The organism is Mesorhizobium sp. M0518, assembly GCF_040321125.1.
In the GTDB taxonomy this organism is placed as follows: domain Bacteria; phylum Pseudomonadota; class Alphaproteobacteria; order Rhizobiales; family Rhizobiaceae; genus Mesorhizobium.
This window is the reverse complement of the sequence record NZ_JAMYQY010000008.1, coordinates 25,781-51,283: the sequence shown is the minus strand read 5'-3', so window position 1 is coordinate 51,283 and position 25,503 is coordinate 25,781. Positions and strand designations below refer to the sequence as shown.

27 protein-coding genes and 1 tRNA gene are annotated in these 25,503 nt (G+C 62.1%); 13 read left to right on the top strand and 15 right to left on the bottom strand.

The annotated features are described in order from the left end of the window. Positions 1-23: 23 nt before the first annotated feature. Complete coding sequence (gene ureC / locus NKI66_RS13485; RefSeq protein WP_502896737.1) at positions 24-1,736, bottom strand: urease subunit alpha; 1,713 nt, start codon at positions 1,734-1,736, stop codon at positions 24-26. A gap of 182 nt (positions 1,737-1,918) precedes the next feature. On the opposite strand from ureC, the gene NKI66_RS13480 reads away from it, so the two are divergent. Both NKI66_RS13480 and NKI66_RS13475 read left to right on the top strand, forming a co-directional pair. Then, a complete protein-coding gene (locus NKI66_RS13480) occupies positions 1,919-2,302 on the top strand; it encodes a hypothetical protein (protein WP_352440556.1) in 384 nt (127 codons plus the stop codon). 129 nt (positions 2,303-2,431) lie between these two features. Further along, positions 2,432-2,920, top strand: coding sequence for a hypothetical protein (locus NKI66_RS13475; protein ID WP_352610984.1), 489 nt, complete (start codon positions 2,432-2,434; stop codon positions 2,918-2,920). Between the two features lie 20 nt (positions 2,921-2,940). On the opposite strand, the gene NKI66_RS13470 is transcribed toward NKI66_RS13475, so the two are convergent. Genes NKI66_RS13470 through NKI66_RS13450 form a run of 5 tightly spaced genes read right to left on the bottom strand, consistent with a single transcriptional unit; the run spans position 2,941 to position 5,315 of the window. Further along, positions 2,941-3,246 carry an urease subunit beta gene (locus NKI66_RS13470; RefSeq protein WP_352440554.1) on the bottom strand — a complete coding sequence of 102 codons (306 nt, stop codon included), beginning with the start codon at positions 3,244-3,246 and terminating at the stop codon, positions 2,941-2,943. An 8-nt stretch (positions 3,247-3,254) separates the two neighbouring features. Then, a complete protein-coding gene (locus NKI66_RS13465; protein ID WP_352751882.1) occupies positions 3,255-3,848 on the bottom strand; it encodes a HupE/UreJ family protein in 594 nt (197 codons plus the stop codon). 31 nt (positions 3,849-3,879) lie between these two features. Then, positions 3,880-4,134, bottom strand: coding sequence for a DUF1272 domain-containing protein (locus tag NKI66_RS13460; protein WP_027161066.1), 255 nt, complete (start codon positions 4,132-4,134; stop codon positions 3,880-3,882). A gap of 10 nt (positions 4,135-4,144) precedes the next feature. Then, positions 4,145-4,447 (bottom strand): urease subunit gamma, encoded by a 303-nt coding sequence (locus NKI66_RS13455; protein WP_015314510.1) that lies wholly within the window; start codon positions 4,445-4,447, stop codon positions 4,145-4,147. Between the two features lie 28 nt (positions 4,448-4,475). Beyond that, entirely contained in the window at positions 4,476-5,315 is an 840-nt protein-coding gene (locus tag NKI66_RS13450) for an urease accessory protein UreD (protein ID WP_352751880.1), read from the bottom strand. Positions 5,316-5,537: 222 nt separating this feature from the next. On the opposite strand from NKI66_RS13450, the gene NKI66_RS13445 reads away from it, so the two are divergent. The 3 genes from NKI66_RS13445 (at position 5,538) to NKI66_RS13435 (ending at position 7,876) form a co-directional block, all read left to right on the top strand. After that, positions 5,538-5,792 (top strand): acyl carrier protein, encoded by a 255-nt coding sequence (locus NKI66_RS13445; protein ID WP_013528393.1) that lies wholly within the window; start codon positions 5,538-5,540, stop codon positions 5,790-5,792. 5 nt (positions 5,793-5,797) lie between these two features. After that, positions 5,798-7,006, top strand: coding sequence for a beta-ketoacyl-[acyl-carrier-protein] synthase family protein (locus tag NKI66_RS13440; protein WP_352751879.1), 1,209 nt, complete (start codon positions 5,798-5,800; stop codon positions 7,004-7,006). A gap of 165 nt (positions 7,007-7,171) precedes the next feature. Continuing rightward, the gene (locus NKI66_RS13435) at positions 7,172-7,876 is read left to right on the top strand and encodes a glutathione S-transferase family protein (RefSeq protein ID WP_128304231.1); all 705 of its coding nucleotides are present in this window, start codon (positions 7,172-7,174) and stop codon (positions 7,874-7,876) included. A 23-nt stretch (positions 7,877-7,899) separates the two neighbouring features. On the opposite strand, the gene NKI66_RS13430 is transcribed toward NKI66_RS13435, so the two are convergent. The 4 genes from NKI66_RS13430 to NKI66_RS13415 form a co-directional block, all read right to left on the bottom strand. Then, on the bottom strand, positions 7,900-8,247 hold the full coding sequence (locus tag NKI66_RS13430) for a hypothetical protein (RefSeq protein WP_352553299.1): 348 nt from the start codon (positions 8,245-8,247) through the stop codon (positions 7,900-7,902). An 85-nt stretch (positions 8,248-8,332) separates the two neighbouring features. Then, positions 8,333-8,953 carry a nucleoside triphosphate hydrolase gene (locus NKI66_RS13425; RefSeq protein WP_352720804.1) on the bottom strand — a complete coding sequence of 207 codons (621 nt, stop codon included), beginning with the start codon at positions 8,951-8,953 and terminating at the stop codon, positions 8,333-8,335. Positions 8,954-9,063: 110 nt separating this feature from the next. After that, on the bottom strand, positions 9,064-10,164 hold the full coding sequence (locus tag NKI66_RS13420) for a hypothetical protein (RefSeq protein ID WP_352610987.1): 1,101 nt from the start codon (positions 10,162-10,164) through the stop codon (positions 9,064-9,066). 287 nt (positions 10,165-10,451) lie between these two features. Next, positions 10,452-12,266, bottom strand: coding sequence for a methyl-accepting chemotaxis protein (locus NKI66_RS13415; protein WP_352720802.1), 1,815 nt, complete (start codon positions 12,264-12,266; stop codon positions 10,452-10,454). Between the two features lie 218 nt (positions 12,267-12,484). On the opposite strand from NKI66_RS13415, the gene NKI66_RS13410 reads away from it, so the two are divergent. The 3 genes from NKI66_RS13410 to NKI66_RS13400 all read left to right on the top strand — a co-directional run bounded on the left by NKI66_RS13410 (position 12,485) and on the right by NKI66_RS13400 (position 15,248). Beyond that, on the top strand, positions 12,485-13,366 hold the full coding sequence (locus tag NKI66_RS13410) for a D-alanyl-D-alanine carboxypeptidase family protein (RefSeq protein WP_352751878.1): 882 nt from the start codon (positions 12,485-12,487) through the stop codon (positions 13,364-13,366). A 673-nt stretch (positions 13,367-14,039) separates the two neighbouring features. Beyond that, a complete protein-coding gene (locus tag NKI66_RS13405) occupies positions 14,040-14,960 on the top strand; it encodes a DUF1003 domain-containing protein (protein ID WP_352751876.1) in 921 nt (306 codons plus the stop codon). Positions 14,961-15,171: 211 nt separating this feature from the next. After that, a tRNA-Arg gene (locus NKI66_RS13400) sits at positions 15,172-15,248 on the top strand. Between the two features lie 578 nt (positions 15,249-15,826). On the opposite strand, the gene NKI66_RS13395 is transcribed toward NKI66_RS13400, so the two are convergent. From NKI66_RS13395 to NKI66_RS13375, 5 genes are all read right to left on the bottom strand, one after another. Further along, the gene (locus NKI66_RS13395; protein ID WP_352751875.1) at positions 15,827-16,165 is read right to left on the bottom strand and encodes a hypothetical protein; all 339 of its coding nucleotides are present in this window, start codon (positions 16,163-16,165) and stop codon (positions 15,827-15,829) included. Between the two features lie 172 nt (positions 16,166-16,337). Continuing rightward, complete coding sequence (locus NKI66_RS13390) at positions 16,338-17,072, bottom strand: amino acid ABC transporter ATP-binding protein (protein ID WP_352751873.1); 735 nt, start codon at positions 17,070-17,072, stop codon at positions 16,338-16,340. Positions 17,073-17,085: 13 nt separating this feature from the next. Next, positions 17,086-17,745 carry an amino acid ABC transporter permease gene (locus NKI66_RS13385; protein ID WP_352751872.1) on the bottom strand — a complete coding sequence of 220 codons (660 nt, stop codon included), beginning with the start codon at positions 17,743-17,745 and terminating at the stop codon, positions 17,086-17,088. A gap of 73 nt (positions 17,746-17,818) precedes the next feature. After that, positions 17,819-18,571, bottom strand: coding sequence for an ABC transporter substrate-binding protein (locus tag NKI66_RS13380; RefSeq protein WP_352751871.1), 753 nt, complete (start codon positions 18,569-18,571; stop codon positions 17,819-17,821). Positions 18,572-18,930: 359 nt separating this feature from the next. Beyond that, positions 18,931-20,388: an NAD-dependent succinate-semialdehyde dehydrogenase gene (locus NKI66_RS13375; protein WP_352751869.1), complete on the bottom strand. Its 1,458-nt coding sequence runs from the start codon at positions 20,386-20,388 to the stop codon at positions 18,931-18,933. 177 nt (positions 20,389-20,565) lie between these two features. Here NKI66_RS13375 and NKI66_RS13370 point away from each other — a divergent pair, with 177 nt between their 5' ends. The 5 genes from NKI66_RS13370 to NKI66_RS13350 all read left to right on the top strand — a co-directional run bounded on the left by NKI66_RS13370 (position 20,566) and on the right by NKI66_RS13350 (position 25,363). Further along, complete coding sequence (locus tag NKI66_RS13370; protein ID WP_352751867.1) at positions 20,566-20,904, top strand: tRNA-binding protein; 339 nt, start codon at positions 20,566-20,568, stop codon at positions 20,902-20,904. Positions 20,905-20,957: 53 nt separating this feature from the next. Further along, entirely contained in the window at positions 20,958-22,142 is a 1,185-nt protein-coding gene (locus NKI66_RS13365; RefSeq protein WP_352751865.1) for an NAD(P)/FAD-dependent oxidoreductase, read from the top strand. 104 nt (positions 22,143-22,246) lie between these two features. Beyond that, the gene (gene gabT / locus NKI66_RS13360; protein WP_352751863.1) at positions 22,247-23,551 is read left to right on the top strand and encodes a 4-aminobutyrate--2-oxoglutarate transaminase; all 1,305 of its coding nucleotides are present in this window, start codon (positions 22,247-22,249) and stop codon (positions 23,549-23,551) included. A 106-nt stretch (positions 23,552-23,657) separates the two neighbouring features. After that, complete coding sequence (locus NKI66_RS13355) at positions 23,658-24,554, top strand: 2-hydroxyacid dehydrogenase (RefSeq protein WP_352751861.1); 897 nt, start codon at positions 23,658-23,660, stop codon at positions 24,552-24,554. 59 nt (positions 24,555-24,613) lie between these two features. Beyond that, positions 24,614-25,363 carry an electron transfer flavoprotein subunit beta/FixA family protein gene (locus tag NKI66_RS13350; protein ID WP_352751859.1) on the top strand — a complete coding sequence of 250 codons (750 nt, stop codon included), beginning with the start codon at positions 24,614-24,616 and terminating at the stop codon, positions 25,361-25,363. Positions 25,364-25,503 lie beyond the last annotated feature (140 nt).

The window sequence follows — 25,503 nt, the reverse complement described above, 5'->3', positions numbered from 1 at the left end:
GCTCGCCCGGTCGAATCGCCGCTTCAAAACAGAAAATACCTCTGCGCCATCGGCAGCACCGTCGCCGGTTCGCAGGTGAGCAATTCACCGTCGGCACGGACCTCGTAGGTTTCCGGGTCGACTTCGACATGCGGCGTGGCGTCGTTGAGCACCATCGAATGCTTGCCGATGCCGCCGCGGGTGTTTTCAACGGCGACGAACTGCTTGTCGACGCCAAGCCTGCCGTGCAGGCCTGATTCGAGCGCGGCTTTCGAAACAAAGGTCACCGACGAGTTGGTCCTTGCCTTGCCATAGGCGCCGAACATGGGCCGGTAGTGCATCGGCTGCGGCGTCGGGATCGAGGCGTTGGGGTCGCCCATCGGGGCGGCGGCGATCATGCCGCCGATCAGCACCATGTCCGGCTTGACGCCGAAGAAGGCCGGGTTCCACAGCACCAGGTCGGCGCGTTTGCCCGCCGCGATCGAGCCGATGTCTTTCGACAGTCCATGCGCGATGGCCGGGTTGATCGTGTATTTGGCGATGTAGCGGCGGACGCGGAAATTGTCGTTGTTGCCGGTCTCCTGCGGCAGCGAGCCGCGCTGGCGCTTCATCTTGTCGGCGGTCTGCCAGGTACGGATCGCCACTTCGCCGACGCGGCCCATGGCTTGGCTGTCCGATGAGATGATCGAGAAGGCACCGATGTCGTGCAAAATGTCTTCCGCCGCGATGGTTTCCTTGCGGATGCGGCTTTCGGCAAAGGCGATGTCTTCGGGGATCGACGGCGACAAATGATGGCAGACCATCAGCATGTCGAGATGCTCGGCCAGCGTGTTGACCGTGTAGGGCCGCGTCGGGTTGGTCGAGGACGGGATGACGTTGGGCAGGCCGCAGACCTTGATGATGTCGGGCGCGTGGCCGCCGCCGGCGCCCTCGGTGTGGAAGGCGTGGATGGTGCGGCCCTTGATAGCCGCGACGGTGTTCTCGACAAAGCCGGATTCGTTCAGCGTGTCGGTGTGGATCATCACCTGCACGTCATAGTCGTCGGCGACCGACAGGCAGCAGTCTATCGCCGCCGGCGTCGTGCCCCAGTCCTCGTGCAGCTTCAGCGAGCAGGCGCCGCCCAGCACCATTTCCTCGAGGGCTGCGGGCAGCGAGGCATTGCCCTTGCCCGACAGGCCGATGTTCATCGGGAAGGCATCGAAGGACTGGATCATGCGGGCCATGTGCCATGGCCCCGGCGTACAGGTGGTGGCCAGCGTGCCGTGCGCCGGACCGGTGCCGCCGCCGAGCATAGTGGTGATGCCTGACATCAGCGCCTCTTCGATCTGCTGCGGGCAGATGAAGTGGATATGCGCATCGAAGCCGCCCGCGGTCAGGATCTTGCCCTCGCCGGCGATGATCTCGGTGCCGGGACCAATGATGATGGTGACGCCATCCTGCGTGTCCGGATTGCCGGCCTTGCCGATGGCCGTGATGCGCCCGTCCCTGAGGCCGACGTCGGCCTTGAAGATGCCTGCGCTAGCATCGATCACCAGCGCGTTGGTGATGACGGTATCGACGGCGCCTTGCGCCCTGGAAACCTGGCTCTGGCCCATGCCGTCGCGGATCACCTTGCCGCCGCCGAATTTCACCTCTTCGCCATGGATGGTGAGATCCTTCTCGACCTCGATGAACAGTTCGGTGTCGGCAAGGCGCACTCTGTCGCCGACCGTCGGGCCATACATCTGCGCATAGGCGGCGCGGGTAATTCTGGCCATCAGCGATTGCTCCTGAAATGCGGTTTGCCGAAATGCGGTGGGATTGAAGCGCGGCTGCACATTGCTGCCATCCTATGGTCACGCAATGACCCGCTGGGCGACACCTTCTGATCCCATTTGGCGGTTGAGGTTAGGGGGTCACCCCAGACCGACCGTTTGCCAATCGATGGAAAGGAAAATCCATGCGCAAAACAATAATTCTTGCCGCTGCTGCCAGCCTGATGCTGGCGGGCGCCGCGGGTGCCCAGCAGCAACCCGCGCCACAGCCCGCTCCGGCGCCGGCAACGCCTGCTCCAGCCACGCCCCAGGCTCAGCCTGCGGTGCCGACGATCCAGAGCGTCAACATCGTCGACATCACCGAGCTGCCGAAGGACACCCAGACGCAGGTCAACCAGGTGATCGCCCAGCGTGGCGATGACGGCCTGAAGAAACTGCGCAGCTCGATCGACGCCACGCCCAAGGTGAAGTCGGCGCTGGAAGCCAAGGGGCTCAGTTCGGCGCAAGTCGTCGCCGCCAGCATGGAACCCAATGGCGCACTGACCCTGATCACCAAGAAGGCGAGCTGACGAGACGGCACGGCGGGCCGGCATCCGGCCTGCCGGCCGCATCGGGAAAGGAACCTTCGCCGGGCGGGATTCGTTTTGTTCTTTTCGCGCTAACCCGCGCCCCGAAACGACTTCTCTCAGGAGCGAGCGATGGCGATCACTTCTTTCTTGACCAGAATGCAGGCAGTCGCCGCCACGGCGTTCTTGGCGGCGGCAGGGTCTGTTGCCGGATTGAAAGCGCAAGGGCTGGAAAGCACGGAGACCGTCAACCGCATCGTCGGCTCGCAGGTCAAGCAGGAAGAGGCCAAGGCCACCGCCGAAGCCCGCAGCGTCAACACGGCGATCGACCGCACGCGTGAAAACATCGGTACGGTGCGCAAGACGTCCAAGCTCGACAAGGTCGACATCGTGTTCCTCACCGACGCCGCGCGCAGCGAAGGCGGCCCGCCGCCGGAGATCGAAAGCAAGGTCAAGCAGCATCAGGACGACATCACGGAGCTGCGCAAGGAGATCGAGGCCAACGCGCTGCTGTTCAACGCCATCGAATCGCGGCGCGTGCAGGCGCAGGATGTCCTCGCCGTCGAATTCGACAATCCCGGAAAGATCGTCATCTACGCCGCGGCCAAGCCATCGAACTGAGCTGAGCGCGCCGGGAGATCTCACAGCTTGCCCATCACCTTCTGCTGAAATCCGTAGACCTCGCGCTTGCCGCCGAGCGGCACCAGCGTGACGTCGCGCTCCTGGCCCGGCTCGAAACGCATGGCCGTGCCCGCGGCAATGTCGAGACGCATGCCCCTGGCACGCTCGCGGTCGAATTTCAGCCCCTCATTGGTCTCGAAGAAATGGTAGTGGCTGCCGACCTGGATCGGCCGGTCGCCGCTGTTGGCGACTTTCAGGGTGACGGTCGGCAGGCCCTTGTTGAGCTCGATGTCGCCGTCCACCGTGATGATCTCACCGGGGATCATGGTCACCCTCACACGATGCCGAAGGCGAGGCCGATGCCGATCGCCGCGCAGGCGGCACCGGCAGTACGGGCCAAGCCGCGGAACCGGATGCCGAGACCGAGACCGGCGGCGATGCCGGTGGCATGCAGCAACAGCGTGGCGATGGCAAAGCCGGCCATGTATTCAAGCCCGCCGGCATTCTCCGGCACCTCGGTGCCATGCGCGTGGCCGTGGAACAGCGCGAACAGGCCGATGATGGCGACGCCGGCCGAGACCGGCAGATCGACCGCCAGCGCCACCAGCAGCCCGAGCGCCACGATTGAGGCCAGTATGCCGGGTTCGACGAAGGGCAGCGGCATATGCAAAATGCCCAGCGCGCCGCCGACCAGCATGACACCGACAAAGGCCGCCGGCCAGGCAAGAACCGCCTTGCCGCCCTTGATCGCTGCCCACAGTCCGACCGCGATCATCACCGTCATGTGATCGAGCCCGGAAAGCGGGTGCATGAAGCCGGCCGTGAAGGAGGAGGCCGTGCCGATGCCGACATGGGCATAGGCCGGCATGGCAGCGGCCAGAAGCAGAATTGCGGAAAGCGAAGCGCGTTTCATCGGAGCGGGGATCATCGAAATGCCTTCTGGTTAAGGGTCGCGGTGTTCACGCAGCCTTGCGAGGGCCGCAGCCTTCGGCCTTGAGAACGCGTTTACTCGACGCCGGGTATTTCTTCAGCATCGCTGCCGGGCGGATCGGCCGCGCCGAAAAACCACCGCCGCAATTGGGGCAGATGCCGCCCAACACCTGTTCCACGCATCCGGCGCAAAAGGTGCACTCGAAGGTGCAGATCAGCGCATCCGTCGCCTCGGGCGGCAGGTCCTTGTCGCAGCATTCGCAGTTGGGACGCAGCTCCAGCATCCTGTCCTCCTCAACGGATCGGTTCGTGCACGGTCACCAGCTTGGTGCCGTCGGGAAAAGTCGCCTCGACCTGCACGTCATGGATCATCTCGGCGATGCCTTCCATGACTTGCGCGCGGCTGACGACATGAGCGCCGGCTTCCATCAGTTCGGCGACCGGGCGGCCGTCGCGGGCGCCTTCGACGACGAAGTCGGTGATCAGCGCGATCGCTTCCGGATGGTTGAGCTTGACGCCGCGTTCGAGCCGCTTGCGCGCCACGATCGCCGCCATGGCGATCAGCAGCTTGTCCTTTTCCCTCGGCGTCAGGTTCATGCGTTTCCCTGGATTGGTAGAGACAGGCCTATAGTGACCATAATTTGGGCAACCCCGCCCTTCCGTTGAGCAATTCGACGAGTGGAACCAGCCGCTGGCGCAGCCGGTAGCCATCCCCGGCGTAGAGCCTCGCAAGAAGCTTGCCAGATTTCTTCACGCACCAGGCGCTGGCGCTGCCGTGGTCGCCGACGATCTCCAGAACCTGGTCGAGCAGGGCCTCGGCGCGCGGCGACACCAGAAGCAGCGTCGCCACCGCGATCGCGCCGCCGGCAACGGCCGGGCGGTCGAGCCTGGCGGCGATATCGGGTCTGATGCGGAAATCCTCGGCATGAATGAGGGCGCCATCCTGGCGCACACGCCAGCGGTCATGGAAGTTGCCCTGCGTGGCGCGCTCGCCCATCGCCAGGCGACCGAAGACGGCGGCTTCCAGCACCAGCGCCTCGGCGCCGACGGCAAGCTCGACGTCGAGCGTGCGGGCAAAGGCCGCCCGGTCGAAGACGATGGTTTCCTGCGGCAGCCAGGCGATGCGCCCGTTTTCGCCGACCGACAAATTGACCCGCACTTCGGCACGGTCGGATGCCGCCCGGTAGATCTTCTCGCAGGCCTGGGTCGTGATCGAAGCCGAAGCGGCCGCGCCGACATCCACGTCCCAGGCGATACGATCGCCGCCGGTCATCCCGCCGGCGGTGTTGATCAGCACCGCTTCGAGCGGATCGGTCGAGACGGCCGGCATTCTTATCTTGCCGGCGCCGTCCTGATAGAGGCGCCGCAGGCGCGTGCGGCCCTCACTGAGCGCGCAGGAAAGCCGCGCGACGCCCGCAACGCGCTGCGTCGAAATCCCGTCATGTTCGCCGCTAGGTTCGCCCATATCCATGCCTGCACGTTAAGCACTCCGTCGGCTTTGTCGATATGGAGTTCGATATAGCTTGTTGCTTGACAACGTTTCGGTTTCTATAGAGGGAACCACCTTGGTACGGTCATGCTGCGCTTGGCGGGGGTATTAAACGACGACGGCGGCTTGATACCAGGAGAAAAAGGGGCGCTGCTCAGTTGGCGTCGGGAAACGTCGAGATAGTGGGGAAGGAACCGAATGGCCGACCAGCTGGCAACGGATATCATCGCGAAGATCAAGGCTCATGCCGAGCCGGGCGGCGAAGAAATCACCACCACCACCGAATTGACCTCGCTTGGCATCCATTCGCTCGAGCTGACGGAGATTATCTTCGATCTTGAGGAAGAGTATGGCATCGAGATCGAGATGAACACGGTCGACGCGTGGAGCAATCTGAAGAATGTCGGCGACATGGTCGAAGCTGTGCGCGCGCTGATCGCGAAAAAAGCCTGAACTGAATGCGGCAGCGCGTTGTCATCACCGGCATGGGCGGCATTTGCGGGCTCGGCACAAGCGCGTCCGCGATCTGGAACGAGATGCGCGCCGGCCGCTCGGCCATCGGCCAGATCACAAGTCCCCAACTGCATGATTTGAAGGTCAAGGTCGGCTGCGAAATCAAGACGCTTCCAGATCACGGCATCGACCGCAAGCAGACCGTGTCGATGGACCGCTTCAGCCTGCTGGCGACGATCGCAGCCAGGGAAGCCATGCAGCAGGCCGGCCTGGTTTCGAGTGAAGCCACCACCTATCGGATGGGCACTGTCGTCGGTGTCGGCGTCTGCGGCTGGGAGGCGATCGAAGAGAGCTATCGTGCCATCCTGGTCGAGGGCAAGAACCGCGCCGGTATCTTCACCGTGCCAAAGGTCATGCCAAGCGCGGCCTCCGGCCATGTCAGCATGAATCTGGGCCTGCGCGGCCCGGTCTTCGGTGTCACCTCGGCCTGCTCCTCATCCAACCACGCCATCGCCTCGGCCGTCGACCAGATCAGGCTTGGCCGCGCCGACGTGATGGTCGCCGGCGGCACCGATGCGCCGCTGGTCTGGGGCATCCTGAAGGGCTGGGAAGCATTGCGCGTGCTGGCGCCCGACACCTGCCGGCCATTCTCGGCCGACCGCCAGGGACTGTCGCTCGGCGAGGGCGCCGGCATGGCGGTCCTGGAGACGTATGAGCATGCCATGGCGCGCGGCGCCACCATCCTTGCCGAGGTCGCCGGCGCCGGCCTCTCCGCCGACGCCTCCGACATTGTCGCTCCGACCGTCGAAGGGCCGACGGCGGCCATGCGCGCCTGCCTGGCCGATGCCGGCTTCAATCCCGAGGATGTCGACTACCTCAATGCCCATGGCACCGGCACCAAGGCCAACGACCAGATCGAGACGGCAGCGATCAAGCGCGTCTTCGGCGACCATGCCTACAAGCTTTCGGTGTCGTCGACCAAGTCGATGCACGCCCATTGCCTGGGCGCATCGGGTGCGCTGGAGATGATCGCCTGCGTGATGGCGATCCGCGAAGGCATCGTGCCGCCGACGGCCAATTTTCGTGAGGCCGATCCCGATTGCGACCTCGACGTCACGCCGAATGTGCCGCGCGAGCGCAAGGTGCGCGCCGCGATCAGCAACGGCTTCGCGTTCGGCGGCACCAATGCCGTGCTGGCCTTCAAGGCCGTCTGAACGCAAAGGCCGGGCGCGCGATCTGCCCCAAGCAGGCCGTTCCGTTGACTGTTCGCGCGCAACGAAACCCTTGCACGCCATTGATCGTGCCGTGCGCCGCGTCTAATCCTTGGCCGACCCGCCAAAACCGCGCCGCTTGGCGCGAATCCTCATTCAGGAGTTTCCATGGCCGACCTGTCCGCCTTTCCGATCGCAACGCGTTGGCCGGCCAAGCGTCCGGATCAGCTCCAGCTCTATTCGGCGACAACGCCGAACGGCGTGAAGATTTCGATCGCCCTGGAGGAACTCGGCCTGCCTTACGAGCCGCATTGGGTCAACATCGGCCAGAACGAAAGCTGGACACCGGAATTCCTGTCGCTCAACCCCAACGGCAAGATACCGGCGATCATCGATCCGAACGGTCCGGACGGCAAGCCGATCGGCCTGTTCGAATCCGGCGCCATCCTGCTCTACCTCGCTGAAAAGACCGGCCTGCTCATGCCCATCGATGCTGCGCGCCGCTACGAGACCATCCAGTGGGTGTTCTTCCAGATGGCCTCGGTCGGGCCGATGTTCGGCCAGGTCGGCTTCTTCCACAAATTCGCCGGTCGCGAGATCGCCGACAAACGCCCTCTGGAGCGCTATCGTGACGAGTCAAAGCGACTGCTCGGCGTGCTCGACGGCCGGCTGAAGGGGCGCAAGTGGATCATGGGCAATGACTACACCATCGCCGACATCTCGCTGCTCGGCTGGGTGCGCAACCTGATCGGCTTCTACGAAGCCCGCGAACTCGTCGGCTTTGACGATTTCGTCAATGTCTCGACATGGCTGGAGCGCGGCCTGGCGCGGCCGGCGGTGCAGAAAGGCCTGACCATCCCCGCCAAGGGATAGCCGAACCAGCCTCCGAAGCGCGGCTATTTTGCCTTCGCTTTGGCTTTCGAACCGCCTTTGCCCATGACGGAAGCAGCGAGCGACGCAGCACCTCGGGCGGCGACCATGACCGCGCCGGCAGCGACGTTGGCCGTCGCCTTGGCCGTGCGCATCGCGCTGCCGCTCACGGAGTCGCTGGAGCTTGCGGGCTTCTTCGGCTTTGCGGCTTTCGGCGCGGCTTTCGCTGCGGTCGGCACCACTTTCTTCGGCGCTGCCTTGCCGAAGGCCGGCTTGGCGTCCTTCGAACGGGCTGTCATCGCCGGGCCGGCGCCGGCCTTGGATTGGGTCGCCTTGCCCTTGGCGGGCGCGGGCTTTCTTGCCTTGATTGCCATTGGACCGAATCCCTCTTTTGGCATAATTGCCGTGTCGGGATAACGGCCTGAAAGTCTTAAGGTTCCCCTTGCGCAATCCGTCGAATCAAGCGGAAAGGCCGATCACCAGATCGGCAGCCCGGCGCCGCGCGAGCACGCGTTCGATGTTGGGCAGGTCGTTGGACGCGATCCAGGCGCGCGCATCTTCGTCGGAGCGGCCATGTCCGTGCCAGCGCTCCATCAGGCGGCGCTCGAGTTCGTTGCGCGGCACGTCGACGAAGATCGAGAAATCGAACAGCGGCGCCAGCCGCGACCACGGCTCTTCGTCGAGCAGCAGGTAATTGCCCTCGACCAGGATGAACTTGGTTTCCGTGGCGACGATCGAGGCGGCGGCGCGCGACAGCTCCATGCTGCGGTCGAAGACCGGGATGGCGATATCGGCTTCGCCGGCCCGGATACGCTTCAGCAAGGTTTCGAAACCGGCAAAGTCAAAGGTTTCCGGCGCACCCTTTCGGGTGCGCAAGCCGCGCCGCTCGAGCACGGCGTCGTCATAGTGGAAGCCATCCATCGGCACGACTTCCGAAGCACCTTCGGGCAGCAGTTCATGCAGCCGCGCCGACAGCGTCGACTTGCCGGAGCCTGGTGGCCCGGCAATGGCCACGATGAAGCGGTTTGCCTTGCCGGCACGCTTGAAGATGGTGGCGGCGAGATGGGCGATTTCGGACATGAGAGCCTCTCTGGCAGGAGCTTCAAATCCACCATGTTCCGCATGATGATTTCGGCCACATCTTGGCGGCAGTTCACGGAAATTTCAAACCCTGCGGCCGCGCAATCCCATCAAGCGGGCGCAGGCTGGCCAATGCGCAGGAAATCGCTGTCGAAGGGAACCTCCCGCGTCGCGCCACCCGTCACCAGTCGTATGCGGCCATCCGCCGTCGTGATCGCCTGTGGCGGCTCGCCGCCGGCCAGCGGAATGGCGCCGATGACATGGCGAAAGGACACGCTTTGGCCTTCGCCCAGTGCAAAGGCGGTCGCGACCCCTTCGCGCTTCAGCCAGTTGTCGCCGATCGAGGCGGCATGGCCGACGGCGGCGCGGCCATCCTCGATGCCGAGCACGCCCAGGTGGCGACCGCTCCAGGGCGCGTAGTCGCGCCCGCCATTACTGAGCCACAGCATGGTGATCGGCAGTTCGGCCGGGTTCTTCAGCACCAGCACCAGATCGTCTTCGGCCTCTCGTGCAAGCGCGGTCCAGCCCGGCCCGCCATGATCCGCCTCGACCAGCGTGAGGAAATCCTCGCGGCGGTCGTCCATGCGGTATTCCGTCAGGTCGAGCGTACCGCCGCCGGCGGCGGGGAATTGGCTGAGATCGGCGGATCGTGCCGGATAGGCCAGCAGGAAGCGGCCGCGCGCGGGATCCGGCTCCAGCGGGTCGTCCAGCGTCGCCGCAAACCGCTTCGGCGAAAAGGCCAGCCTGCCGCCGCCCGTCATCGCCGTCATCGGGTGATGCGCGACCGAGATGGCACCATGGCCGCCGGAAAACGCATGCTCCTGGTAGAGGAAGGGATGGCCGTCGCGCAGCGTCAGGATCTTGTCGACGCTGGCACCCATCACCTTGTGCCGCAGGCGGTAGACCGCGCGCCAGCCATCATCCGTCGCGGCACTTTCGGCGATGTCCCAGGCGCTGTTGGCCGGCCAGCCATGCAGCGGCGCTTCCTCGACATCGCTGCGCGAAAACGGCGCGCAGAGAAAATCGCCGGACAGCCGAACCGTACCTTCCGGCAAATTGTCCGGCAGCGTCTCATTCGCATCGACCCAGGGCGCGCGGTGCAGCGGCTTCAGCTGCCGCCCACCACCCTCGACGACCATGTCGGCGATGTGGCCGACCGTGAGGTCGAGCGAAACCGAAATTCCTCGGGCCTTGATGGTCTGGATGGTCATTGCGCTCTCACCGATTCTGCAGGCGCAAACTGGCCTGTTCGGCGGTGGCTGCGCAAGCACCGCAATCGGCATTTTTGCATCAGAATGAGGGTGGCGACTAATCGCCGAACGTCGGCGCTGCCCCCGCTCCGCCTCGCTACGCGAGGCACCTCTCCCCCGCTTTGCGGGGGCGAGGAACCCAAATTCTGCAAGGCTGGCCGTCGAAGTTGGCGGTTCCTCGCCCCACGAAAGTGGGGAGAGGTGGCTCGGCGAAGCCGAGACGGAGAGGGGAATGGCGCTGCCGCCTCCTACTGCCGCTTGTATTCCCGCACCGGCGACTTGGTGCCGTCGGTGTAGGTGACCTGCACCGACATCGATTTCACGCTGTCGGCGACCTTGAAATAGGGCTGGTAGTCGTAGGGGATGGCGTAAGGGTCCTTCTTGTCGCAACGCGGCATCTTGATCTCCTTGTCGAGCGCCGCGCCGTTCAGGCTGTAGTGCACCTGTTTGATGGCGCAGCGGTAGGACAGCATCTGGGTGAAATAGACCAGCCCGTGATTGCCGCTGGCATCGAAGGCGATCCACGAGGTCCAGAACTGGTCGAGGATCTGCTTGTTGCCCTGCTGGAGTGCCGCCTCCGGGTCGAAGCGGATGTCGAACGGGCCGGTCTCGCGGCCCCTGATGTCGAGATATTTGATGGCGATGATGCCGGCCACGGTGCTGTCGGGCATCTCGAAGCTCGGATTGGCCATCGGCTTGCCGGTCGTCTGGTCGTTCATGGCCAGAAAACCGGTGTCGGTGAACGGACCGCTGTTGCCCATGCGCCAGGAGATGGCGGTCGCCGGCTCGGGCAGCGAGATGGTCATCGACCAGCCCTGGTTGGAGCGCATCGGCGTCAGCGAAGGCACGAAGCGGGCGGGATCGAGCACGTCGGCAAGCGCTGCCAGCCGGCTGCGGCTGCGGTCCAGCCAGTCGGCCAGCTGCGTCTGGTCGACGAAATATGTGAGCAGCCCGCCATCCTTCTCGTAGGACGTGAACTTGGTCAGCGCCTTGGCCTCGTTGCGCTTGTCGGCCAGCGTCTGGGCGCCGAGCCGGTCTTCCGAAAACTCCTGCGCCAAAAGGAAATAGGCCGGCGCGAAATCCGCGTTGGCGGCGATGAAGGCGTTGAGCTTGTCGAGACGCTGGGCGTCGTCGAACTGCTGGATATGCACCAGCTTGATCGACAGCGCCTTGCCCTTGTCGGCAAGCGCGCCGAACACTTCGCGGGCGCCGGCCTTGCCGTCCTGCACCCGAAGCAGCGTGGCAAAGCGCGTGTAGGGATCGATGGCGTCGACATCGAAGCCGGCAAAGGCAAGGTAGGAGCGCCGCGCGTTGAGCATGTCGCCGGACAGCTCGTATACGCGGGCATTGTGGTAGAACTCGTCCGGCCGCTTCGGCTCGGCGATCGCCCCGCCTTGTACGGCCAAGGCGGCAAAGCCCTTGGCAATGGTGTCGATCGAGGCGGCGATCTGCTGCGTCGTCGCTTGCAGCTTCTCGGTCTGGGCCTGCTGCTGCGCCTGGCCGGCGGCCAGCGTCTCGTTCTGCTTCTTCACCTCGTCGGTGGTCTTTTGCACTTCCGCCGTCTGCTGCGTCTGCTGCTGCTGTGCTGAGGCGATCTCATCGGTCTTCTTCGCCACCGTGTCGGTCGACTGCTTGAGCTGTTCGACCGTCTTCTGCGTCTGCGTGACGGTCTGCTCGATCTTGGCCACTTTTTCGGACACGATTCCTATCGACTGCTGCAGCCCGGCAATGGCCGGCACCAGGCTTGCGATCACCCCGTTCTGGGCGTTGGTCTGCTGCTGCAGGCCGTAGACGCCGCCGGCGACGGCCGCCGCTGTTGTGGCGAAGATCAAGGCCGGCAGCGCTCTGGCCGCCAGCACCAGCCTGAGCACGATGGCAATGGCGATGATGATTGCGGCCACCGCGGCGATCAGCGCGATATAGGCGGCGAACGGCGCCAGCGGATTGAGGATGTCGGATACGGCACCCCCGATAAAGGCGACGCTGCCGGCCCATTTGCCGGTGCGGCTGAGCGATGCCCTGATAAGCGAGGGCGCAGCGCCCCCGGCCCCGATATTCGTCATGCCAAGCCCCCAAGCCCTGAGATACCACGCCCCTTCCCACGGGAAACGCGGCCCTGGCAAGGAAAGACACGGGAAAACCGGCGTTTTCGGGGCGGCCGGCAAGCTTGCGAGGCTCGACAATCCTGGGACTGTCGGCCATTAACCAAATGGACGCATCACTTGCGTTACGTTAGCTTCGTCTTATCTCCGCAACAGCCGACCCCAGAACAGTCCAGCCCTTGTCCAATACCCTTCCGCTCATCCAGAGAGTTTTTGCGGCACTCGCCCTGCTGGTGCTGCTTGCCGGCTGCGCCACGACGCCGCCCGACAGCGTGCTGGCCGTGCCGGCGCCGGCGCAGAAATATGCCGCTATCGTCGTCGACGCCAGGACCGGCAAGCAGCTGTTCGAAGTCAGCTCGACGGCGCAGCGCTATCCGGCCTCGCTGACCAAGATGATGACGCTCTATCTGCTGTTCGATGCTCTGGAGTCCGGCCGCGTCACCAAGCAGACGCAGATCCCGGTGTCGGACCATGCCGCCTCGCAGCCGCCGACCAAGATGCGCTTCCGGCGCGGCGAGAGCATCGACGTCGATTCGGCGATCCGCGCCATCGTCGTCAAATCGGCCAATGACGTGGCGGTGGCGGTCGGCGAATATCTCGGCGGCTCGGAGGATCAGTTCGCCGCCATGATGACATCCAGGGCGCGCCAGCTCGGCATGACCAGCACCATTTTCCGCAACGCGTCGGGCCTGCCCGACGACAGCCAGATGACGACGGCGCGCGACATGGCGGTGCTCGGCATGGCGCTGCGTCAGCGCTTTCCCCAGCAGTTCCACTATTTCTCCGAAAGCGACTTCATGTTCCGCGGCCGGCTGGTGCGCGGCCACAACGACATGCTTGGCCGCGTGCGCGGCGTCGACGGCATCAAGACCGGCTACATCAGGGCCTCGGGCTTCAACATCGTCACCTCCTACAACGCCGACGGCCGCAATCTGATCGTCGTGGTGATGGGCGCCGACTCAGCCCGCCAGCGCAACGACCATGTCGAAGCGCTGATCCAGCGGAGCCTGTCGCCGACCATGGACGGCGCCAAGACGAGGCTGATGTTCGCCGAGCAGTAGTGGCCGCGGCGCGGTTCGCGTCTGGGCGCACGGCGACGGATAGGAATTTTTTCTTGACTCGGTGAGGGCAGCTAAGCTACTGTTTTGGGTATGGTGCTGAGTCGCGCCAATTGACCACTGGAAACGTGACCCGCCCGCAAGGCGGGTTTTTTGTTGCCCGCCGCCGTGCAGAACCTTGCGCACGTTGGCGGGACGGCACCCCCCTCTGTCCTGCCGGATGTTCGTCGCTTGGAAAGCCAAGCAATTGGCTTTCCGCCCGCTGCGCGGACCGCTCCTCAACCCCCGCAAGGGGGGAGATCAGCGGCTTCGGCGCTACGCTCACTCATGTGACGGTGGAAATTGGCGAAAGCCGGGATGACAGCCAATCTCCCTCCTTGCGGGGGAGATGTCCGGCAGGACAGAGGGGGGTGATTGGCGCTAACATCGGACAAGTTCTTCACCGCAAGCGACAGCTTATGGCATGGCCCTCCGGTCTTCGCTCCCGCTCCGCCCATGGATGACGAAGTTGGGCAATCTCAACCTCGCCCTGAGCCTGCGAAGAGTGGACTGCCGGCAGCATCGAAGCCCATCGCCTCCTGCCCTCGATCAAAAACACTTGTAGTCCCACGAAAATCCGTCGCGATGCTGGCGATGTTGCGGCATACGTCGCCCAGCACCCTCAGGAGCCCGCATCATGAGCACCGTCCCCAAAACGCCCGAGCAGGCGGAAGACAACCAGCACGACAGCGGCGGCGAATATTTCGAGGCGCCGATCATCGGCGAGCTGGAGGCCGATCCGGTGTCGGACGAGCACTTCGACACGCCCGAAGTGCCGGACTCCGAACCATCAGCTCCAGGCCCCCAACGCGGCAAGCCGAAGAAGAAACCGTCGGCGATATCGGGCCGGAAATTCCGCAAGCGCGATCTCGTGCGCATCGACACGTTGCGCCCGAGCCTCGCCGACCGCATTCGATCGGATCATCCGGACCTGCCGGCCGGCGCCCGCATCACCCGTGCCGAGCTCGGCCGCTACCGCATGCGCTACATGGAGGAGCTGCTCCAGCAGGAGCACGGCGAATTCTCCGAGCTTGACCGCCAAGTGGTCGAATCGATCGCCAGGCAAGACACGATTTCCGAAAACTCGGAGGAGGAGTTCGAGGAGCACCGCACATTCGCCGACCGCGTCTCCGACAACATGGCGTCCTTCGGCGGCAGCTGGTGGTTCCTGATCTCGTTCGGCAGCGTGCTTCTGGTGTGGATCGGCATCAACCTGATCGCGGGCATGAGCAGCGCCTTCGATCCCTATCCCTTCATCCTGCTCAACCTGCTGCTCTCCTGCATTGCCGCCATCCAGGCGCCGATCATCATGATGAGCCAGAGGCGGCAGGAGTCCAAGGACCGCCTGCGCTCCTTCAACGACTACCGCGTCAACCTCAAGGCCGAGCTCGAAGTGCGCCATCTGCACGAAAAACTCGACTACCTCATCTCGCGCCAATGGACGCGCCTGGCCGAAATGCAGCAGATGCAGCTGGATGCGATGCACGAACTGACGGGGGCCAAAAAGGCGAAGCGGACGGTGCGCGGCCGGCGGACGGTGAAGAGTGAGGGTGAGTAGAGGTCCGCGCAGCGGACGAAAAGCCAATTGCTTGGCTTTTCGAACTACGAACGCCCTGAGCCTGCGAAGGGCCGACGCGGCGCGACCCTGGACGCATCGAGCCAAGTCGCTGCGCCATTCTCCAATTGCCCGTTGAAGCCCGCGCCTGCTTCCGCTAAGAAGCCGTGACTTGCCGGTTCACCGGCTGGTTCGTTTTCCGGATCACCGGGAAGCACCCGTAGCTCAGCTGGATAGAGCGCTGCCCTCCGAAGGCAGAGGTCACAGGTTCGAATCCTGTCGGGTGCGCCATTTTCTTATTTTATTTCAAAGGACTTCTTGTCTCCCTGGCGAGTCGGCTGCGCGGCGCCAGGCGCCGCGTAAGCATTCGAGGCTGGCTTGCGACCAATTAGGGTGATGCGACTTGGTGTAGTTCTCCCCTGGTTTCCGTTCATTCTCTGCGGATTGACCATCCGACGATCCAGCGGCGTTATTGAGCGTTGCCCACAAGGGCAGCACTCATGCTGTTCGATTCATAGTGAGTTTGGACAGGGAAACGGCAGAAATGGTCGCGTTGCGGGCCTTCGGAAAGTTAGGCCGGAAGCGGATTGGCAGCTTCGAGGCTCGGATGATCAGAAGGGGACCTTCAGGCTGCTTGGGCGCATCGATGGGGCCTGACACGAGCCGGGCGTTCCCGCTTACGCAACAGTGTCGTGTAAATGTGAAAGCGGAGGAGACGGCAGCCAATGTTCGGACCGTCCGCCTTGCGGCCGTCACAATGGACTACCGGCTTACAACGACGGTGGAGCACCCGCTTGCGCGGAGAATAGACGCTCGAGGTTTGCCGGGCGCTCTCGGCGCGCGTCGCCAGCCATAAGCCGTCATTCTGACTAGAGCAAAAGGTCGCGATCGCAAGGGAGCACAGCCCACAGCGTGTCATCGCCCCGTCCGTGCCATCGCGTAAGATATGCAGACCAGCGCCCAAAATGCAGGTGAAGTAGCAATAGGTACGCTATTCCACCCCCTCGACTGCGACGCTTCCATAGTGCGCCCACCTTCAGTCGGTCGCCACGAGGGTTGTTGGTGAAAAGGAGAAAGATATCCGGATTGGAACCGGCGGATTCGAGCATGGCTTCTCCTGTCACTTCCAATTCGAAAGCAGGTGTTGCGATCTTCCCCTTCAACGAATGCCCGTCGATGTTAATGTAGTTGTTGCTGGGCTTGCGCATTGCAGCTGTTCCTCAGATCACTATGCCGTTCGAGGGACAGCGATCCGCCCGAAGCGCTCGACCTCCATCCGTTTAGGAAACGAAAGACCCGGAGATGGCTGCGGGCGCGCTGCATCCGATTTCGGGGCATCTTCGCCCAATGCGTCCGCATTCCGCCGACCACGCAAGATGTTCAATCGATGGGGTGCAAAACTCTGTGGAGGAAATCCTGGGTGCGCGGGTGCTTCGGATTTGTCAGCATCTCTTTGCTCGCGCCTTCTTCGACAATGACCCCGCCATCGATGAAGAGGACCCGGTCGGCTACTTCGCGGGCGAACGCGATTTCGTGTGTGACGATCACCATTGTCAGACCGCCCTCAGCCAGATCCCTCATGACCTTAAGCACGTCGCCCACCAGCTCGGGATCGAGGGCTGAAGTGGGTTCGTCAAACAAAATTGCCCGCGGCTGCAACGCCAGGGCGCGGGCAATGGCCACACGCTGTTGCTGTCCGCCTGACAGCTGTTGCGGGTAGGCGTTTGCCTTGTCCGCCAACCCGACTTGGGTCAGGAGCTTGTGGCCGCGTTCCTCCGCGGTCGATCGAGCCTCCTTCTTCACGTAGATCGAGCCCTCCACGACATTCTGTATCACTGTCCGATGGGGGAACAGGTTGAATCGCTGGAACACCATTGCGATTGAATCGCGAACCCGTGAGAGCGACCTCGTACTCTGATCTACGGGAATGCCGTCAACGGCTATCTGGCCTTTCTGATATGTCTCCAAACCATTGATGCAACGAAGCATGGTGGATTTGCCCGATCCGGACGGGCCGATAATGCAGACGACTTCCCCCTTGCTGATCGTTGCATTGATCCCTTTGAGCACCTCATGATGCCCGTATGCTTTATGCACGTCCTGAAAGTCTATCATCGCATGACTCCCTCTAGTGCCTGCCGGTCGACATGCGATGCTCCAGCCACCGATTGAACAACATCAGTGGCCCGCACATCACGAGATACAAGAGGGCGAGCAGGGTGAAAACGGTTGTGTTCTGAAAGGTCGACGCAGCAAGCAGCTTGCCTTGAAGCGACAGTTCGCCAACGGTGATCGTGGAGGCAAGGGAGCTATCCTTCAGCATCATGACCGTGGTGTTGCCGTAGGACGGAAGAATGATTTTGATCGCCTGGGGCAGGATGACCCGCCGCATCATAAGTCCGTAGGACATGTTGAGCGACTGGGCCGCCTCGATCTGCCCTCGATCGACAGCCTGTATACCGGCGCGGAAATCCTCTGCCTGGTAGGACGAGTAGGCAATTCCGAGACCGATTATCGCCGCTTGAAGCGCGGTCAGTTCCACACCGATCTCCGGCAGGACAAAGTAGATGTAGAAGAGCTGGACGATGATCGGAATGCTTCGGAGAACATTGACGATCGTTGCGCCGCAAGCGCTTACGAACCGGCTGTGGGAAAGCCGCATGATTGCCCACAGCAGTCCCAAGGCCGTCGAGAGCAACAGAGAGCCCAGTGTGACGAGAATGGTGTTTTTGATACCGACAGCAAGGATCGGTAGGAATTCGATCGAATCCTGAAGAAAGGCGGTCATCGCAAACCCCTGAATGAACAGCTTTGCGGAGAAGCTCCGCAAAGCTGCCGGAATGAAAAGCGTTAAACGGTTCCTATTTCAGGTTCCATTTTGCGGTCAGCTCATCGAGCTTGCCGTTCGCCTTCAGCTTCACCAGAGCGTCGTCGATGCTTTTCAAAAGTTCTGGCTTGTCTTTTGGGATACCGATGCCGATCTCGCCCGGAACCACCGGCTTGTAGGTCTTCACGAGTTTGACGTTGGGAAACTGACCTTTCGCCAGAAAGTACGACATGATCGGATAGTCAGCGAAGCCGGCTTTGATCCGCCCTGCATTCACATCCTGCATCATGTTCTGGACCGTATCGTAGACTTTCACTTCGCTGAAGATGTTGGCCTGCTGAAGCGGTGCGACGTAGAGCGTGCCCAACTGGGCGCCGACGGTTTCTCCCGGCAGTTCATTAAAGGACGTATAGTCCTTGTTGTCGTCTTTGCGCACGATCATGCCTTCACCGTAGCCGAAGATGGGGTCGGAGAAGTCAATGACCTTCTGGCGCTTCGGCGTGATGTACATCGCCGCCGAAGTCAGGTCGATCTTGCCGGACGTCAGCGAGGAGATCAGTGCGGAGAATTCCATAGGCTCCACGGTCACCGCGAAACCGGCCTCTTTTCCGACGGCCTTGATGACATCAACCATGAAGCCGTCAGGCTGATTGGTTTTCGGATCGACGAAGGAGAACGGAAGACCGTTGGCTTCCGTGCCGACTTTCAGTGTGGATTGAGCCTGAGCGCTTCCCGCTCCCAGCGCGGTGAACAGCATGAAGGCGGCAGCAATTGTCGTGCGTATCATGGTTTCCCTCTTGTCATTGTTGCGGATCGTGAGACGTGGACCTGGATAGAAAGGCGGCATCGGCCCTGGGCTCGCCTTCATGGAAAATGATAGTCAGCAGCTTTGCGTGTGAACCTCCGGCGTTTGAACTTGGATGTTGCTGTGACAGCCCGTTCGCTTGGCGATGCGCTGGCAAAACTCAGGTAGTCTGCCTGCATTCGCCCGGTCGAGAAGCTATCGACTGAACCAAACCACCACCGCCAGGCCGGCAACGGCGAACAGCACATAGAGAAGTGCAGCAATCGCCTGCCCCTTGCGCGAAAACTTCGGAGGGCTCTCAAACTCAGGGGGTAGAATCCTCTGCTCCATGACCCGACCCTTCAGATGCCCCCAAAATGCAGCGTCTTCAGCTCGAGGAATTCTTCCAGTCCGTGATGCGACCCCTCTCGTCCAAGCCCGGATTCCTTGATTCCACCGAATGGGGCAGCCGTGGTTGATACGGACCCGGCATTGATGCCGACCATCCCGAACTCGAGCGCCTCGGCCACGCGGAAGGCGCGCGCGAGATCTCGCGTGTAGAGATAAGATGCGAGCCCGAACGGCGTATCGTTTGAGATATCGAGGGCTTCCTCTTCGCTTGAGAAGCGGAAAAGCGGCGCCACTGGGCCAAAGGTCTCTTCGCGCGCGATCTTCATGTCGACCGTGGCGCCTTTTAGCACCGTCGGTTCATAGAAGAGACCAGAGCGCAGTTTGCCGCCGAGGACGATCGTTGCACCTTGTGATGTAGCGTCGTCGACATGCTGCTGGATCTTGTCAATTGCGGCTTGGTTGATCATCGGGCCGATGGTCGTTCCGTCCACAAGCCCGTCGCCAACGGCAAGCTTGGAAGTTGCCGCGGCCAACTTGTCCGCGAAGGCGTCATAGACGCCGTCCTGCACCAGAATTCGGTTCGCGCACACGCAAGTCTGGCCGCCGTTGCGGAATTTGCTGATCATCACGCCGGCAACTGCCGCGTCGAGATCGGCATCGTCGAAGATCAGGAACGGCGCGTTGCCACCCAGTTCGAGCCCGACCCGCTTGACGGTCGCAGCGCACTGCTCCATCAAAATTTTGCCGACCCGCGTCGAGCCTGTGAAGGTCAGCTTCCGGACGACCGGGCTACGTGTCAGTGCCCCTCCGATCTCAGCCGGCTGGCCGGTCACGATATTGATGACGCCCTTGGGAATTCCCGCACGCTCAGCAAGCACGGCAAGTGCCAGCGCGGAAAAGGGGGTGGCTTCGGCCGGCTTGATGACGATGGTGCAGCCTGCAGCGAGGGCCGGCGCAGCCTTGCGGGTGATCATGGCATTGGGGAAATTCCAAGGCGTGATTGCCGCAATGACGCCAATTGGATGCTTTTGGACAATGATGCGCCCGTCAGCCGAAGCCGCGGGGATTGTCTCGCCGTAGATGCGGCGGGCCTCTTCCGCGAACCATTTTACGAACGAGGCTCCATAGGTGATTTCCCCGCTGGCTTCTGCAAGCGGCTTGCCCTGCTCCAACGTCATGATCCGCGCGAGATCTTCCCTGTTTTCGATCATGAGATCGAACCAGCGCTCCAAAAGAGCCGCTCGTTCGCCAGCGGTTTTCTTGCGCCAGGATTTGAATGCAGCGTCCGCTGCCGCAATTGCAACATCGGTTTCCCCAGCACCGCAGTTCGGGACGTTGCCGATTATTTCGCCAGTTGCGGGGTTGTCGACCGCAAAGGTGGCCGCGCTTTTGGCTCCCACCCAATTTCCGCCGATGTAGCAAAGTTCGGTAAAAAGCGAGGGATCTTTCAGTCGCTGCGCAATGGTCATTGGGCTCTCCAAACCTTTGCGCCAATCTTCACCCAGCCGCGCGGCACAATCTGCTGAAACAGCCCCCCAGCTTGATAGCAAAGCTCAAAGAGGTCTCCCTGTTCCGGCTGATTTAGCCGCGATGAGCATTCACAATCACGCTGAACGAACGAGGATTGCCAGCGAACGAGGATTGCCATGGAAAAAACTCAGATCGTCTATGACGATTTTGCGAAAGTTGACATCCGGATCGGTCGCGTCCTGGCAGTGTTGCCGTTCGAGCGCGCGCGGCAGCCGGCTTATAAAGTTGAAGTCGATTTCGGCCCGCTCGGCCGGAAGTGGTCAAGCGCTCAGATCACCAGCTACAAGGCTGAGGACCTGGTGGGTCAGTTGGTGGCCTGCGTCATCAACATGCCGCCGCGCAACATCGCTGGCTTTAATTCAGAGATCCTAATTCTTGGAGCTCGCAATACCTCTGGTGAAGTCAAACTGCTGACGCCGACGCACCAAATCGAAATTGGCGAAGCAGTGTTCTAGAATCTTTCGTGGGCACCCGCCCCCAACGTGAAGTAGTGGTCCGAGGAACAAAGATGAGTGCAGAAACGGCAGACTTCATTGTCATTGGTGCTGGCATTGCTGGGGCTTCGGTCGCCTACGAGCTGAGCGTGCATGGCAAAGTGATCGTTCTCGAAATGGAGTCGTCGCCGGGTTATCATTCGACTGGCCGCTCCGCAGCCGTGATGTCGGAAAACTATGGCCCGGCGCTTTGGAGCCGGCTTGTCACCGCATCCCGCGCTTTCCTCGAGACGCCCCCGGAAGGTTTTACGGATGTCGCGCTCGTCACCCCCCGCGGCGCGCTGTTCCTTGCTCGCGATGGCGAGCAGGCGAAACTCGCCGCGCAGGCGGAGGAGCTTGTGAGCAGGGGCGCGTCAATCCAGCTAACCTCTTCCGAAGACGCTTTGCGCTTCTGCCCGGTTATCAGGACAAGCGAATTTGTCTCTGCGCTTTACGAACCGGACTGCATGGACATCGACACAAACGCTCTCCTGTCCGGCTATCTGAAAGTGCTCCGGGTGCGAGGTGGGCGACTGGTCACAAACGGCAAGGTCGTGACGTTGGAACGTTCGGGTGGCGTTTGGAGGGTATCCACGCCAAGCGGCGTGTTTGAAGCGCCTGTCGTCGTCAATGCTGCTGGAGGCTGGGTGCAGGAGATCGCGTCGCTTGCGGGCCTGCCCTATCGAAATGTCGTCCCATTTCGCAGGACCGCGGTTACTTTTGACCCCCCGTCGGGCAGTTCCATTCAGACTTGGCCGATGACGTTCGACGTCGCTGAGACATTCTATTTCAAGCCGGAAGCTGGGCGGATCATGGTGTCTCCCGTCGATATGGCGATGTCCGAACCCTGCGATGCGCAGGCGGATGAACTGGAAGTGGCGATCGCCATCGATAGGATCCACACCTACACGACGATGGAGGTTCGGACCGTAGCGCACAAATGGGGCGGTCTGCGGACATTCGCTCCTGACCATGAGCCGGTTATCGGACACGATGCCGAAGAGCCCAGCTTCATCTGGCTGGCGGGGCAGGGAGGTAACGGCGTGATGGGCGGTGCAGCCGCGGCACGGTTGGCGGCCAGCTTCGCGCTGAATGCCGAAATTCCCTCGGACATCGCCGCGTTGGGCATCACGGCAGAGAATGTGTCCCCAGGCCGTTCATGCGTCCTCGATGCGAGTGGGGACAAGCCTGTGGTCGGGACGTTTGAAACGGTCGAATGATTATCAGGTCGACGTGGCCCCGTCGGCCTGTCGAAGCCGACAATGTTCTGGGACTTTGTGCGTCACGCCTGTGCCCGAACACTCTCAGGAAAGGAATATGATCCATGTCTTCTAACCAGCGTAGTCAAGACGAACTGCTGACCGCTCGTGCAAACAATATTCCCAGGGGCTTGGCGACCGCACATCCCATCATCGTGGATCGCGCCGAAGGTGCCTACATTTGGGACATTGCAGGTCGTCGGTACCTCGATTTTGTTGGAGGTATTGGCGTGCTCAACGTTGGCCACAATCACCCCCGCGTGATCGCGGCGGTCCACGAGCAACTCAAGCGCGTCACTCACACAGCCTTCCAGGTCGCAGCGTATGAGCCCTACATTGTTTTGGCGGAGCGGCTCAATAAGCTGATCGGCAAGGGTGCAGCCTACAAAAGCGTATTCCTCACGACAGGTGCGGAAGCCGTGGAAAACGCCGTAAAAATCGCGCGCAGTTACACCAACCGTCCAGGGGTGATTTCCTTTCGCGGTGGGTTCCATGGGCGCACGCTGCTTGGAATAACCCTCACCGGCTTCGCTCAGCCCTACAAGCAGAACTTCGGCCCCTTTGCCGGCGAGATCTTCCATTCGGCTTATCCTGATATCTACCGCGGCATCACGACTGAAGGCGCGGTCGCCGCCCTTGAGGAGATCTTCGCCACCGAGATCGCACCCGATCGCGTCGCCGCCATTATCATCGAACCCGTGCAAGGCGATGGTGGCTTCCTGCAGGCTCCACCTGAGTTCCTGCGCGCGCTCAGAGAGATAACGCAGCGTCACGGGATCGTCCTCATCGCTGACGAGATTCAAACCGGCTTCGGTCGCACCGGAAAACTCTTTGGCTTCGAGCACGCAGGAATTCAGCCCGATCTGGTCACGGTCGCGAAGAGCCTGGCCGGTGGCTTCCCGATCTCGGGTGTCGTCGGCAAGGCTGAGATCATGGATGCGCCTGCTCCCGGTGGGCTCGGCGGCACATACGGTGGCAATGCGATCGCGTGCGCTGCGGCGCTAGCCGTCCTCGATGCATTCGAAGAAGACGGACTCATCGAGCGAGCAGCAACGTTGGGCACAAAATTATCGACGGCCCTCGATGCATTGAAATCCGAGCACGCCGATATTGGCGTAGTGCGTGGTATCGGTTTCATGCGCGCGATCGAATTCGTATCGGACAGCGTCACGAAGAAGCCCGATGCAGATCGTGCGCAGCAAGTCATGGAGCGTGCTCGCGAGCGCGGCCTCCTCGTGATCAAGTGTGGGGTCAATCGCAACATCGTTCGGTTCCTGGCACCTGTCATCCTCTCCGACGGAGAGCTCGATGAGGCTATTCGAATCCTCGCTGACGCGTTGAATGCCGACAAGATGTCTGCCGCCGCGTAGGCCTTCAATCGATCCCGTCCCTGAGTGGCGGACCGGAGACAACTTCTAGATTTGCCGGATCTCGGCTGGGGAAGGGTGGCTGTACGCCACCTTTAGGAGAAGACGCATGGGCGCGATATTTGTCGACTGTACTGAAGAACTGGCCCGCGTAATCAGAACCCGCGAGTTGCCAGTGCCCGACACGATCAAGATCAACGAAGGAAATCCTACGGAAGCCAACCTCGTGGCAATGTGCGCGCAGGCCGACGTGCTTCTCGTCGAGCACACGGTCGTTCCGCCAGCCGTTCTCGATGCTTGTCCCTCGATCCGGGCGATCATCTTCATGGGAACAGGAGCAGGAACATACGTCGATCTGCATGACGCCGCGAAACGCGGAGTGAAGGTTTACACCACACCCGGATACGGAGACAGATCGGTCGCGGAGCATGCATTCGGTCTGATGTTCTCGGCAGCGCGCAGAATAGCCGAGATGGACCGAAAAATACGTTCCGGGATCTGGTCGCCCCAAGGCGGACTCCAGTTGATGGGACAAAAGATTGCTGTGGTCGGCCTGGGCGGCATCGGCGCCTGCATGGCCGATCTCGCCGTCGGCATAGGCATGGAGGTCGCGGCCTGGAACCGCACTCCCCGCGATCACCGCGCCTTCGTTGCTGAGCTTGATGAAGCGCTGGAGAATGCCAACGTCGTATCGCTCCACCTGTCGCTCACGCCCGAGACCGCCGAACTGCTGAACGCTCGTCGGCTTCTGCTCCCGGCAAAAGGGTTTATTCTGGTCAATACCGCGCGCGCCGGTTTGGTTGAGGAAGCCGCAATGTTCCGGATGTTGGCCGAAGGGCAAATTGGACATGCAGCCCTGGATGTATTTCCCGAAGAACCCCTTCCTCCAGGCAGTCCTTATCTTTCGCTGAAGAATATTACGTTAACCGCCCATGCGGCCTACATGACGGACTCAGCATACAAGGAGCTGTGGCTCCGAACACTGAACGCTTATGGGAAGCTCTAAGCCGATCAGTCGATCTGTTTGGATTGGTACCTATAAGTTCTTATCGGAGTGACAGGCAAATGAAGATCCTTGTGCCCGTGAAGCGGGTTGTGGATGCGAACGTCAAGGTTCGCGTCAAGGCTGATGGTTCGGCGGTGGAACTCGCCAACGTCAAGATGGCGATGAACCCGTTCGACGAAATCGCGGTGGAAGAAGCAATCCGGCTGAAGGAAGCCGGCAAGGCCGAAGAGATCATCGTCGTGTCGATCGGCCCGCAGCAGGCGCAGGAAACCCTCCGCACCGCGCTCGCCATGGGCGCCGACCGCGCTATCCTGGTCAAGACCGACGAACAGACCGAGCCGCTCGGCGTCGCCAAAGTGCTGAAGGGCGTCGTCGACGCCGAACAGCCCGGCCTCGTCATCCTCGGCAAGCAGGCGATCGATGACGACAGCAACCAGACCGGCCAGATGCTGGCCGCCCTGCTCGGCTGGGCACAGGGCACCTTCGCCTCCAAGGTCGTGCTCGACGGCGACAAGGCCAAGGTGACGCGCGAAGTCGATGGCGGCCTGCAGACGGTGGAACTGAAGATGCCGGCGATCATCACCGCCGACCTTCGCCTCAACCAGCCGCGCTACGCCTCGCTGCCCAACATCATGAAGGCCAAGAAGAAGCCGCTCGACGAAAAGAGCCCGGCCGATTACGGCGCCGACGTCAAGCCGCGCCTGAAGGTGCTCAAGACCGAGGAGCCGAGCGGCCGCAAGGCGGGCGTCAAGGTCAAGAGCGTCGCCGAACTGGTCGACAAGCTCAAGAACGAAGCCGGCGTTTTGTAAGGAAATCCGATGAGGCCGGCCTGCAAACGGCCGGTTTCTCCGCTTCCGGTGCTCACGTACAAAAGTACGCTCCGCTCCGGTTCTCGAAACCAACCGCTTTCGACTCGGCCTGATCGGATTTCAGGGAGTCTCGAAAACGA